Source organism: Bacillus sp. m3-13 (genome assembly GCF_000175075.1).
Classification (GTDB): Bacteria; Bacillota; Bacilli; order Bacillales; family Bacillaceae_I; genus Sutcliffiella_A; species Sutcliffiella_A horikoshii_C.
On record NZ_ACPC01000009.1, the window covers coordinates 257,730 to 271,532 of the forward strand.

Below are 13,803 nucleotides of genomic sequence, written 5' to 3' on the forward strand. Positions count from 1 at the left end.
GCAAGGTTGAAATGAGGTGAGTGTATGAATAATTTCTGGTTGTTCTATCAAAACAACTACCAAAAGATATCTATAGAAAAAGGTACTGTTACTGTAAGTTCTGAAGTAGAGGATCAGCTTACTGTCCGTAATTTTCCATTTACGGATGGGTCTTTGCTTGTCGATATCCAAAATGACCAATTCACAGTTAAACAACAGTCCGGTGTAATAGGAAGCGGTACATACAGCCAACCCTTTGAGTGGAAAGACGATAAGAAAGAGTTAAAAATGGTGCTTACGCCAAGTCCCTCGCAATCCCAGACCTATTATATAGGTAGCAGAGAGCAAGTAGTTTTTTCTAAAAAAGCTGGCGATCAAGGGAAAACGATTACGTTCATCAGAAACTTTTCAAGAAAATGGGTTGTAAATATTTCTGATGAAAATGGTTATTTGAATGGGCACAAAATAGATGATGGTACCGTCCTAGAAGTTGGAGATTTGCTACTTTGGTCCTTTATGGAGATCCGGTTGATTGAAGAGGATGTCTTCGAGGTTGCAAGCCATACAGAATATGAGACAGACCTTTCTGACATACAGCGACCTCAGTCAGAAATGAAGAAGAAATATCCAAGCTATCGTAGGACACCAAGGATGGTTTATGAGCTTCCTGATGAAAAGGTGTCTCTACAATTTCCTACGCAGGAATCAGATGACAATAATAAAGGTCTGTGGCTCATTATCATGCCTCCACTTATTATGTTGATAGTCATGGGAGTGGTAGCGCTCGTTGCACCGAGGGGAATATTCATCATTATTTCAATGGTTATGTTTATGACCACACTTATTACGTCAACCGTTCAATTCTTTAAAGAAAAAGCAAACCGAAAAAGAAGCGAAGAACGGAGAAGAAGAGTTTATTCGCTTTATCTTGAAAATAAGCGAAAAGAGCTGCAAGAATTAGCAGAAAAGCAGAGTAATGTACTCACGTTTCACTTCCCTTCTTTTGAGCGGATGAAATATCTGACAGGAGAGATTTCCGATCGAATATGGGAAAGGTCATTGGAGAGTCATGATTTCTTGCAATTCCGTTTAGGACGAGGAAAAGTCCCTTCCAGTTATGAAATATCCATTAACTCTGGGGATATGGCCAATAGGGAGATTGATGATCTTCTTGAAAAGTCGCAGCATTTGGAAAAAGTATATAGAGAAATCGATAATGTTCCGGTTGTAGCGGATTTATCTAAAGGCGCCATCGGTTTAATCGGGAAAGAATCAGTTATGAAAAATGAAATTCATCAGATAATAGGTCAGCTATCCTTTTTCCACAGCTATCACGATCTTCGATTTGTGTTTATTTTTAATGAGAAAGAATATGAACAATGGGAATGGGTGAAGTGGCTACCACATTTCCAGATACCGCAATCATTTGCTAAGGGTCTCATCTATAATGACCAAACAAGAGATCAATTGCTTTCTTCCATTTATGAAATGCTCAGAGAAAGAGACTTAATGGAAGATAAAGAGAAGGTTTCGTTCTCACCTCATATCGTCTTTATTATTACAGAGCAGCAGTTGATAGCAGATCATGTCATTCTTGAATATCTCGAGGGAGACCATAAAGACCTTGGCATTTCGGTCATTTTCGCTGCGGATTCTAAAGAGAGTTTGTCCGATAACATTGAAACTCTTGTGAGGTATATCAATACCCAAGAGGGAGACATTCTAATCCAAGACAAAAAAGCAGTTTCCATTCCCTTTACATTGGATTCCCATAAAAGAGATGGAAACGAAGTCTTCTCGAGAATGCTTAGAACCCTCGATCATCAGGTGGGTATGACAAACTCCATCCCTAATAGCATATCTTTTTTAGAAATGATGAAAGTAAAAGAAGTTGGGATGCTACCGATACAAGAAAACTGGCTTACAAGAGAGTCTTCTAAATCCTTGGCAGTACCTATCGGGTTAAAAGGTAAAGAAGACATATCTGTACTGAACTTACACGAAAAAGCCCATGGTCCACATGGTCTATTGGCAGGTACAACGGGATCTGGGAAAAGTGAATTCTTGCAGACTTATATTCTATCCCTTGCTATTCACTATCATCCGCATGAAGTAGCTTTCCTGCTCATTGACTACAAAGGTGGAGGAATGGCTCAACCGTTTGAAAAAATGCCCCATTTATTAGGAGTCATTACTAACATTGAAGGAAGTAAGAACTTCAGTGCAAGGGCACTTGCTTCGATTAAAAGTGAGCTGAAAAGGCGTCAGCGATTGTTTGATCAGTACAAGGTCAATCATATTAATGCTTATACAGATCTTTATAAGCAAAATAAAGCGGAAGAACCTTTGCCGCACTTATTCCTTATTTCCGATGAGTTTGCAGAATTGAAAGCGGAAGAACCAGAGTTTATCCGGGAGTTGGTTAGTGCTGCGCGGATAGGAAGAAGTTTAGGTGTTCATCTAATTCTAGCGACCCAGAAACCAGGCGGAGTCATTGATGAACAGATCTGGAGTAACGCTCGTTTTAAAGTGGCGTTAAAAGTGCAAGATGCAGATGACAGCAGAGAGATTCTGAAAAATGGAGATGCTGCTTCCATTACCGTTACAGGCCGGGGGTATCTTCAGGTAGGCAACAATGAAGTATATGAACTATTTCAATCTGCTTGGAGTGGAGCACCTTATCTTGAGGATACAACTGAGACAGAAGATGAGGTAGCATTTGTCACGGACCTTGGACTTGTCCCATTGTCCGATGTATCGACATCTAAAAAGAAAAAGAAAAGTGCTCAAACAGAGATAGGAGCAGTGGTGGAGGAAATCCATTCTGTTCAGCAATATATGGGCATCAGACAACTTAACAGCCCATGGCTCCCTCCTTTAGAGGCAAGACTTTCCCGCAAGAAGTATATTTCCGAGGAGCAAGGTTTCATTCCACTTGCATTAAAGGATGAGCCTGAAAAACAATCGCAAACGGTTTATGAATATGAACTAGTGGAAGATGGGAATATCGGGATATTCGGTTCATCAGGTTATGGTAAGTCACATACCATTCTGATGCTGTTGTTAAGTATGGCAGAGAAATATACACCAGAAGAGTTGCACTATTATATCTTTGATTTCGGTAATGGAACTTTGCTGCCATTGCGTCAGCTTCCACATACAGCAGATTTCTTCTTGATGGATGAAGAACGGAAAATCGAGAAGTTCATGCGTATCTTAAAGGATGAAATGGCTAGACGTAAAAATCTGTTCCAACAGCAAGAGGTAAGTTCCATTAAAATGTTCAATTCTCTGAGTAAAGAAAAATTACCTATCATTTTCATGACGATCGATAATTTTGATCTTATCAAAGAGGAAATGCAAGATCTAGAAATGCAAATTAACCAGTTTGTCCGAGATGGCCAGTCATTGGGAATCTATATGATATTTACAGCCACAAGGGTCAACTCAATCAGACAATCATTGATGAACAACCTGAAAACAAAAATAGTTCACTATCTGATGGATAATAGTGAAGCTTTCACTATATTAGGGAGGGTCCCTTATAATCCTGAACCAATTCCAGGAAGAGCCATCATAAAGAAGGATGAAGCATTCTTCTCGCAAGTCTTCTTGCCTGGTGAAGGGAAAGATGATTTTGAAATACTAGATTCCATTCGAAGTGATATTGCATCTATTAAAGAAAAGTATCGTGAGTACAAGGAACCGCAAGCTGTTCCGATGCTCCCTACTGACCTAAATGTCATCAATTTTGCAAAATATACAGAAGGCAAGCTGAAAAAAGGGCTTGTTCCGATTGGACTGGACGAAGAATTTGTCCAACCTGTATTTATCAACTATGAAAAATATAAACATTGTATGGTGGTAGGACAAGCTCAAAAAGGCAAAACAAATGTCATGAAAGTGATATTAAATACGACGATAGATCAAGGTGCTGAATCTATTGGACTCTTTGATTCATTTGACAGAAGCCTTTCCAATTATACAGAAGAAGACAATGTCACCTACTTAGAAACTAAAGAGCAAATAGCAAAATGGGTGGAAGAAGTGGAGCAGAAGTTGCTTGCTAGAGAAAGTGACTACCTTAAGAAAGTTCAATTTGGAGACACTTCCATGGATTACCCACCATTGTTCCTTGTTATAGATGGGTATGCGAGATTTATTCAGACGGTCGACCCGATGCTGCAAGACAAGTTTGCGAGACTAATGAAAAATTATAGTCACCTAGGATTTAATATGGTTGCCTCAGGCAGTAACAATGATCTGTCAAAAGGCTACGATACACTTACAATGGAAGTAAAGCAGATACGACAAGCACTCGTTCTTATGAAAAAGTCAGAGCAGAATATTTTCACTCTGCCATATGAGAGAAACGAAGAAGAAATTCATCCTGGATACGGTTATTACGTTATCAACGGCAAAGAAATGAAAATTCAGATTCCGCTATGCACTACGGAAAGGAAGGTATTTACATGACGGGAAAAACCACCTATATAATAAAGATGGTGTTGGTTATTCTCCTAATCCTAGTGACACCTGCAGTTTTCTTTGGATCTGTCGGGGAAAACCCGATGGAAGTGAAAAGAACCGCTTCGAGAGTAATTGCAGTAGTAAATGAAGACACTGGAATGGAAAAGGATGATAAAGCCCTTGAGTTTGGAAAGGAAATCTCCTCTATATTTGAGGAGGATTCTAGATATGAATGGACAGTAATCGGTAGGAGTGCGGCAGTAAACGGCCTGGAAGATTCCAAATATGATGCAGTTGTTTATATCCCTTCCAATTTTTCTACCAACATCATGACCTATGAGAGTAATCAGCCGCTTAAAGCTAACTTTGAATACAATGTTCAAGATCAATTAAATACCATTGATCGAGAAAAAGTTTTACGTGAAATTGAAAAAGCAACAAGTAAGGTAAACAGTAGAATTTCTACTCTTTACTGGACATATGTTTCCCAGGACTTAGAAAACGTCCGAGCTCATTTTGATACCATTTTGCAAAAGGAAATAGATTTCCAAAATGCCATGTTAGCATTCTATAAACCTACTTCCTTAAATCTTGCATCCGAAATTGAAAGACAGCGTTCAATGCTTGAAAGCCTTCAATCAACTGTTACAACTGTAAGCCAAGACGCTCCTGGGAGAGAAAGCACGGTACAACAGTTCGAAGACAACCTAACATCCTTTGTACAATTTGTAGACCAATTTAAAGAATATCAAGACAGCCAACAATTGGTCTTACAAGAACTTCAGGATGAAAGCATGGGAAGCATTCAGCTCTTAGCAACGGCTCAACCATCCCGTTTTGCGCAAGTGCAAGAATATTTTTCTCAAGGAGGAACAGAGATAAATAACGGGTTGGAGTCTGTTAATAGCAGCATGGAGAGTAACAATACGGCCCTTAATGAGCTTTCCGAATTAAGAAAATCCGAAGTAGACAGGCAAACGGGAGATATGGAAGCATTCTTTGAACAACAAGAACAGATTGCCATGTCACAAAAAAATGCCGATCTAAGTGAATTAGAAACAACGCTAGAGAACTTGAAAGACGAACTTGAAAAAGAAGGCGAAAAAGAGCCAGGAAAACCCGAAGATCCTAAGCCTGTAACGACATCGTCTGTAAGTGAAGTCAAGGATGACGATTCGGAGGAGGTTGAGGTTCCAGAAAACAGAAGTTTTGAGAATGAAATAAAGGAATTAAATGCGATTGCTAAAGATATCAATGATATTCAAACAACCATTAATGGTTTGGGAGAACTGGTTCCCGAAGAAATACTCACTGTCCTAAATCCTCTAGGTGAATTATCTTCTAGGATTACGGAGGTAGAAGAAAGCCTTAAAGGCGTTGAAGAAGAAAATCCATTACTTAAAATAATTGAGCAGCTGGAAGCAGAAAAGCAAGCTCTAGAAGAAGAAATAGTAGGATATTTGGAACAGATTACTGAACTAGAAGAAGTTATTGAATCATTAGAAGGGGACAAAGAATCCTTATCCAATAACCTTCAAACTGTTATTAATGAGATCGAGGAAACAGAAAAAGAAATACTTGATCAAATTCAAGATGAGGATAGGTTAAGACTAATAGAACCAGTTTTTGATAAAGAAATAAATAATAATAACACCAAAGATCTATTAAATTATCATGCTTCTCTTGTTCAATACGAACAAACATTAAATCGGAATGTTAATGAAGATGTGGAAGCGCTACTTGAAGATATCCAAATCATTTTAAACGTGTCGGACCCTGAACAGGAAGGGTGGAACAGTATAACAGCTGCTCTCCCATCTACCATGGAACAGATGCAGGGACTGCAAGACAATTTCTCAGTGTTCATGGAAGAATACAGAGCAAACATTGAAGAGCAGCAGATGGCTATCATGAATGACATCTCTTCCCTTGAGGAAAGTGCAAACAATGTAATGGAGCAAGTTCAATTATTTGAAAGTAACGAACCAATTCCAACTAACGGCAATGATGGAAATACCGTGGTAACAAGACAGCAGACCATTAGTCAAGAATTATTGACATTGAATGAACTAGTCACTTCCGTAGGGGAAAGTCAGTCCAGCATTGTCTCTTATACGACAGAATTGCAAACAAATGTGGAAAATGTACAAAATGATGCCGACACACTCAATGCTAAATGGGCAGAAAATGTAGATGCAACTAGAATGTACCGAGATGATATCTTTAATGTCCTAGGAAATGCTTATGTGGACGGACAGAAGAACGGTCCGGTATATGAGCACCTTTCCAACCCATTGCAAATAAGTGGCGATGCAGCAAGCGGCACTGAGGACAATAGAATTCCTCCAGTTGTAGTACTAGCGATTATCTTGATTAGCAGTCTTTTAATCGGATATTTCAGCCACTATTTCAACAATGCCCCAATGCTTGTGCAAGGTTCCATGTTTATTTTATTAAATATCATAGTAGGTTTGATTATCAGTCTTTATGGGTTAAACATCTATCCATTAGCGGAAGATCGTGCAATTCAGTGGTCCATATTCACTGTTCTTTTGCTTACAGCTGCGTCAGCGGTTGTACTTGCAGGATTTAGCATGGGCAAATTAGTCGGCTGGATTGCAAGTGTTGGACTGGTTATTTTCTTTATCAGCCCATTCCTTACTCTGACGGCACCAAATATCAATTACGAAGACCCGATGTCTCGCGTGTACATGTCCATTCAGTATGGCTCTAGCTCCCTCTTTTTGACAGCGGTAATCACGTTGATTGTCATTCTATTGTTGCTTCTTGTTTTGCCACAATTGGTCAAACTATTTAAGAGTAGTAACGATAAAAAGAATGAAGATGAAGCGTATGAAGGCTAAAATTGCTTTACTTTTAATAGCAGTAAGTGCACTGATGTCTTTACAGTCGTTGAACGGGACAGTAACTATGGCAGATTCTGATATTGAATCCCTCGAGCCAAACAGTTATGAGAAAAAGGATTTTAAAGAGAATACAAATTTCCTGCGTGAAAATAATCTTAATGAGCGCAGGGAATCTGTTCCTGAAGAACAAAAGCTCCTTACTTTCAAGGAACGGGAAAAGAAAGCGGAACAAGACTTTATTGGAACTTTATTTATGACCGGTGAAAAAAAATCCACCACTATCCAAGCTACTACTAAAGAGTTGAAACTGTTCACCGAACAAGATAACTCAAGGTATCAAGCGGTAGTTGCCACCGATAGCTCATCCAAAAACAAACAGCATCACCATTCTTCTATATGGATTTCTTGCCATAGCATTGATCCTATTACTAGCAATCATCCTACCCAAGAATGGCAAAAGGAAAAGCATAACAATCCCCCCCTCTCTCAAAAATGGAGATGAGGGGGGTATTTTACGTTTAATAGATAAAATATTCTAAAAAATAGAAAACTAAGCTACAATAGAGATACATATTGTGACAAGAAGGTGGAAAGTCCGTGATCACATTAAAAGAAATGATAACGCCAATTCCATATCAAATAAAAGAAGACACAACTCTTGAAGAAGCATTAAATATTATGAAAGAAGAAAAATATGGTCTCTTGCCTGTAGTGAATGAAGATGGAAAATTAATGGGTGTATTTACGAGAAGCAAACTTTTCCAAATGGTCAAACAGGAAAAGCCACTTATTACTTCCATTAAAGATTTTGTCAAAAAGGATGTTTATTCTTTAAAGGAAAATACCCCATATAAAGAATTAGAGGAAATTGTTCGAAATAGTTCAGTAGGAACTGGAGTCGTGGTGGATGCGGAAAACAGAGTCCTTGGCTTGTTTACTAAAGCGGACATGGTGATGGGTCTATTGAATGTAACCAGAACATTAAATTTGAAGCAATCGCTGCAGACAGCCTTGGATCATGCTTATGATGGAATATTGTTGGCAGACGAAACCCAAACAATTCAGATGGTCAGTCCTTCATTGTTGGAATTGTTTAATATGGGGTTTGAAGATGTTTTACATAAAAAAACGGATGCAGTATTTCCGCATTTTCAACTATCTAAGATATATGAAACCGAGGAAGCAGAAGTTAGTGATTTTCACGAGATAAATGGTATTAAATATATCATACACCGCATCCCGGTTTTACAAGAAGGCCGAATGGTCGGAGCAATAGTGAAAATTATGTACAGGCAGCTGAATGAAGTGAATGACCTTTTCAAAAGACTTCAAAAAGCAGAAAGTAAAGCAAGTTTTTATCATACAGAACTGAAAAAATCCGAAAATGCCAGGTTTACTTGGGATCATATCATAAGCGAACACCCAGTTATGGAAAAAATAAAAAAGAGTGCGGCAAAAGCGGCGAAAGGTCGTTCAACCATATTAATTAGAGGAGAGAGTGGGACAGGTAAGGAGCTATTTGCGCATGCGGCTCATAACAGCTCTGCTAGGAAAGATGGAAAGTTCGTTGTCGTGAATTGTGCGGCTATACCAGAAGACTTATTAGAATCGGAGTTTTTTGGATATGAGGATGGTGCTTTTACAGGGGCCAGGTCACGAGGGAAAATCGGTAAGTTCGACTTAGCAAATGGAGGATCTCTATTTTTAGATGAAATAGGGGACATGTCTTTGAACCTTCAAGCCAAGCTTTTAAGGGTGTTGCAAGAGAGAGAATTTTATCGGGTGGGAGGCACGAAAAGAATTCAAGTGGATGTAAGGATAATCGCAGCTACGAATCGCCACTTGGAAGAAATGGTGAAAGAAGGAACATTCCGGGAAGATTTATACTACCGATTAAATGTCATTTCGTTATTTATACCACCTTTGCGCGAAAGAATGATGGACATACAAATTCTTTCCGATAGAATAATGAGCGAGCTAAATCGCGTTATTGGTACAAGCATTACCGGCTTCGAGCCGCGGGCAAAACAAATACTTATGTCCTATCATTGGCCAGGAAATGTCCGCGAACTACGAAATGTGATGGAGCGTGCCATGACATTTGCAGAACACGGGAAAATTAAAGTAGAGGATCTGCCGGACTATATGCTTGGAAGTAATCACGTGTTAGTGGATGAAACAGCGGTCACGCAAGAAGAGTCGATGGTCGAGAGTGCAGAGCGTGTTGCGATTGAAACAGCTCTAACGAAGACGAAAGGAAATAAAGCAAAAGCGGCGAAGATGTTGGGAATCAGCAGGTCGAGCCTTTATGATAAATTGAGAAAGTATCAATTGAATGAAAAGTGAATGGAAAAAGGCGGTTTCTTTGAGGAATCCGCCTTTTTTTCATTATGAAAAATCCATGAACTTAGTTTGTACAGTTCTTTTGAGCATATACAGTGTAGCTTAAGAAGTGTACAGATTTTGGACGCTTTTTTTTTATAGTCAGATTAGGGGTAACCTAGGAGCCCTTTACAAGCTGATTACCAATCTTGGCATAATTCTTGCATAAATATGGATGAATCAAATTAAAGGGAGGAAAGTGTATGAACATTGGAATGTATTTGTCGCAAAATGCCAGAAAGGTGCCGGACAAGCTTGCGATCGACTGTGAAGGGAGACAGTATAATTACGACCAGTTTAACAGGGAAGTAAATAAACTTGCCCACGGCTTAATAGACCTTGGTGTCTTAAAAGGTGACAAAGTGGCTTTCATGATGAAAAACTCGGACACCTTTGTTTTCTCTTATTTTGCAGGTGCAAAGATTGGTGCTGTGATCGTACCGATGAATTTTCGTTTAACTGCCTCTGAAATTAAGTATATTTTAGAGCAGTCCGAAGCGAAAGTAGTCATCTGTGACGAAGAATTTGAAGAAACCATTGCAACGGCGAAGGCAAGCAGTAATGTTGAAAAAGTAATTGTGGTGGGGTCACCGACCATTGCTGAAAACAGATCATACGCGGAGGTCCTATCAACAAACGTAGAGAATCCAAAAGTAGAAGTCTTTGAAACCGACGAATTAGAGATCTTATACACCTCCGGAACGACCGGTCGTCCGAAAGGTGCTTTGTTCGATCACAGACGAATATTCAATGTTGGCCTTTCCATGATGATCAGTATGGGGATCAATCAGCAAGAGCGCTTTCTACATATTGCACCATTGTTCCATTCCGCGCAGCTGAATTTATTCCTTGTATCGGGAACGGTGCTCGGAGCGACCCATTTCATTCATCGTGATTTTCATCCAGTTCATACACTCCAAGCGATACAGGAACATAAGATCACTCACTTCTTTGGAGTGCCGGCCATGTTCAATTTCCTGTTACAGGTACCAAATGCGGACAGCTATGACCTCTCTTCCATCAAGCGTTGCGGTTATGGAGCGGCTCCAATGGCACCTGAGCTTGTGAAAAAGAGCATGAACTTATTCAAAAACGATCAATTCTTCAATCTCTGCGGTTTAACGGAGGCAGGACCAAACGGGATTTTATTAGATCCGATCGGTCACAAAAAACATCTCGGAAAAAATGGGAAACCTTCGTTTTTGACAGAAGCAAGAGTGGTTGATGAAACGGGCCGTGATATTGAAGTCGGCGCAGTGGGGGAATTCATCCTTAAAGGTGAATCCATCATGAAAGAATATTACAAAAAACCGGAAGAAACGAAGGCTGCTTTAAAAGATGGATGGTTATATACAGGAGATTTAGCTACCGTTGACGAAGAAGGTAATATCACCTTAGTAGACCGCAAAAAAGACATGATTATTTCGGGAGGAGAAAACGTTTATTCCATTGAGGTGGAAGAAGTGTTGTACGAACATCCTCAAGTTCTCGAGGCAGCTATTATCGGACTGCCAGATGAGGTATGGGGAGAAGCGGTATGTGCAGTGGTCGTTCCTCATAAAGATCAAGTGGTCAATGAAGAGGAACTAAAACAGTTCTGCCGTCAGAAGCTTGCTGGCTATAAGGTTCCGCGGAGAATTTTTTTGGAAGAGACGCTACCAAGAAATGCATCAGGAAAAATACTAAAGTATCAGCTGAGACAACAATTAAATCAAGTAAACGCATAGGGGTGAAGTAATTTGAAATCGCTTTCAACAAAAAGAGAACCAAGAAAACATCCATACTTATCAGAAGACCATCAACAATTCAGAAAGTCTCTGCGCAAGTTTTTAGAAAGAGAAGCAGTTCCTTTTTATGATGAGTGGGAAAGTGATCGCATCATTCCTCGTTCGTTCTGGACAAAGATGGGGGAACAGGGCTATCTTTGCCCTGATATTGATGAAAAATACGGTGGAAGTGAGACGGACTGGGGTTATTCAGTTGTAATTAACGAAGAGCTCGAGCGTGTGGGGACAGGATTAATTGGTGTAGCGCTACACAATGATATTGTAGTCCCTTATATCACAAGCTTCGGAACAGAGGAGCAGAAGCAGAGATGGCTGCCTTCATGTGTGTCTGGTCGAACGATTACCGCCATTGCGATGACAGAGCCTGGGACAGGATCGGATCTTGCGAATATCAAAACAACGGCAAGACTTGAAGGGGACCATTATATCGTTAATGGAGCAAAAACATTCATTACAAATGGAATCCATGCAGATCTAGTGATCGTGGCAGTAAAGACAGATACAGAAATTCAGCCACAGCACAGAGGAGTCAGCCTACTTGTTATTGAACGAGGGCACCAAGGCTTTTCTAGAGGAAGAAAGCTGGACAAAGTGGGATTACATTCGCAAGACACAGCCGAATTATTTTTTGAGGATTGTAAGGTCCCGAAAGAAAACCTACTCGGGGAGGAAGGTCGCGGTTTCTTATACTTAATGGATAAGCTGCAGCAAGAAAGGCTGTTGGTTGGCATTGGAGCGCAAATTGCCTCTGAGGAAATGCTGCAATCCACGATTGACTATGTGAAGAGCAGGGAAGCATTCGGCAGACCTGTCAGCCAATTTCAGAATACTCAGTTTAAAATAGCCGAAATGGCGACAGAAGTGGAAATGGGAAGAGCTTTTCTTGACCAGCTCATCGCCGATCATATTGCCGGAGAAGATGTCGTGACAAAGGTATCGATGGCAAAATGGAAGCTCACCGAGATAGCAAGAAATATTGCGACTCAGTGTATGCAGCTTCATGGGGGATACGGTTATATGGAAGAATACAAGATTGCAAGAAGATATCGGGATATTCCTGTAGCCAGTATTTATGCAGGAACCAATGACATTATGAAAACGATCATTGCCAAAAACTTAGGATTGTAGGAAGGGAGATTATTCATCATGAGAGAAGTCGTCATTGTAGAAGGAGTACGAACACCAGTTGGGAGAAGAAAAGGTTTATTGAAGGATTACCGCCCAGATGATATGGCTGGGGAAGTATTAAAGGAGCTTGTAAATCGCGCCGGAATAGACGCTGGGCTTGTGGAAGACGTCATTCTTGGGTGTGTGACACAGTCAGGAGAACAGGCCGGGGACATTGCGAGGGTAGCCGCTTTGATTGCAGGTTTTCCGATTGAAGTCCCTGGTACTACGCTTGACCGACAATGCGGCTCAAGTCAACAGGCTGTTCACTTTGCGGCACAGGCCATTATTTCAGGTGACATGGATGTGGTCATTGCCGGGGGAGTAGAGAACATGACAAGAGTGCCGATGGGATCCAACTATCAAAAGGCTCCGTTCAGTGACAGGCTACAGGAGAAATATGAAATCATTAACCAAGGACTTTCAGCGGAAAGAATTGCTGAAAAGTATGGATTCACACGTGAGGAGTTAGATACCTTTTCATATGAAAGCCATCAAAAAGCGTTAAAAGCGCAAGCAGAGGGTTATTTTACAAAAGAAATCATGCCGATTGAAGTAACATTGGAAGACGGCTCGACATTTTTGATGAAGGAAGATTCCGGTCCTCGCAAGGAAACGTCGGTGGAGGCGCTTGGTGAGTTAAAAACCGTGTTCAAAGAAGATGGCGTCATCCATGCAGGGAATGCAAGCCAGATCAGTGACGGCGCAGCAGCTCTTCTATTGATGACAAAGGAAAAGGCATTGGAGCTTGGATTAAAGCCGCGTTTCAAAGTTCATACAAGAGTGGTGGTCGGTTCTGATCCAACCTTGATGCTGACAGGTCCTATTCCGGCAACAGAGAAAGTGTTGCTAAAATCAGGCCTATCCATTGATGAAATTGATGTGTTTGAAGTCAATGAAGCTTTTGCTCCGGTTCCGATGGCATGGTTGAAGGAAACAGGGGCTGATCCGGCTAAACTTAATCCAAATGGCGGAGCAATTGCGTTAGGTCATCCTCTAGGGGCAAGTGGAGCGAGATTAATGATAAGCATGATGCATGAACTTGAACGTACAGGTGGCAGGTACGGCCTCCAGACAATGTGTGAGGGGCATGGAATGGCGAACGCGACCATCATCGAAAGGCTTGACTGATACTTAATGAAAAGTAGGAG

Annotated in this window: 7 protein-coding genes; all 7 read left to right on the top strand. The window is 40.5% G+C overall.

Annotated elements, in window-relative coordinates; translation table 11 throughout:
* Nucleotides 1-24: 24 nt before the first annotated feature.
* The 7 genes from essC to M313_RS0103565 all read left to right on the top strand — a co-directional run bounded on the left by essC (nucleotide 25) and on the right by M313_RS0103565 (nucleotide 13,783).
* Entirely contained in the window at nucleotides 25-4,455 is a 4,431-nt protein-coding gene (gene essC, locus M313_RS0103535; RefSeq protein WP_010192521.1) for a type VII secretion protein EssC, read from the top strand.
* Nucleotides 4,452-7,313 (top strand): type VII secretion protein EsaA, encoded by a 2,862-nt coding sequence (gene esaA / locus M313_RS0103540; RefSeq protein ID WP_010192522.1) that lies wholly within the window; start codon nucleotides 4,452-4,454, stop codon nucleotides 7,311-7,313. Before essC ends, esaA begins: the two co-directional genes overlap by 4 nt.
* Nucleotides 7,303-7,818, top strand: a complete 516-nt coding sequence (gene essA, locus M313_RS0103545; protein ID WP_010192523.1) for a type VII secretion protein EssA — start codon at nucleotides 7,303-7,305, stop codon at nucleotides 7,816-7,818. Before esaA ends, essA begins: the two co-directional genes overlap by 11 nt.
* Nucleotides 7,819-7,913: 95 nt before the next feature.
* Nucleotides 7,914-9,662 carry a sigma-54-dependent Fis family transcriptional regulator gene (locus tag M313_RS0103550; RefSeq protein WP_010192524.1) on the top strand — a complete coding sequence of 583 codons (1,749 nt, stop codon included), beginning with the start codon at nucleotides 7,914-7,916 and terminating at the stop codon, nucleotides 9,660-9,662.
* Nucleotides 9,663-9,901: 239 nt separating this feature from the next.
* Nucleotides 9,902-11,425, top strand: a complete 1,524-nt coding sequence (locus M313_RS0103555; protein ID WP_010192527.1) for a class I adenylate-forming enzyme family protein — start codon at nucleotides 9,902-9,904, stop codon at nucleotides 11,423-11,425.
* Between the two features lie 12 nt (nucleotides 11,426-11,437).
* Nucleotides 11,438-12,613, top strand: coding sequence for an acyl-CoA dehydrogenase family protein (locus M313_RS0103560; RefSeq protein ID WP_010192529.1), 1,176 nt, complete (start codon nucleotides 11,438-11,440; stop codon nucleotides 12,611-12,613).
* 18 nt (nucleotides 12,614-12,631) lie between these two features.
* Complete coding sequence (locus M313_RS0103565) at nucleotides 12,632-13,783, top strand: thiolase family protein (protein WP_010192530.1); 1,152 nt, start codon at nucleotides 12,632-12,634, stop codon at nucleotides 13,781-13,783.
* Nucleotides 13,784-13,803 lie beyond the last annotated feature (20 nt).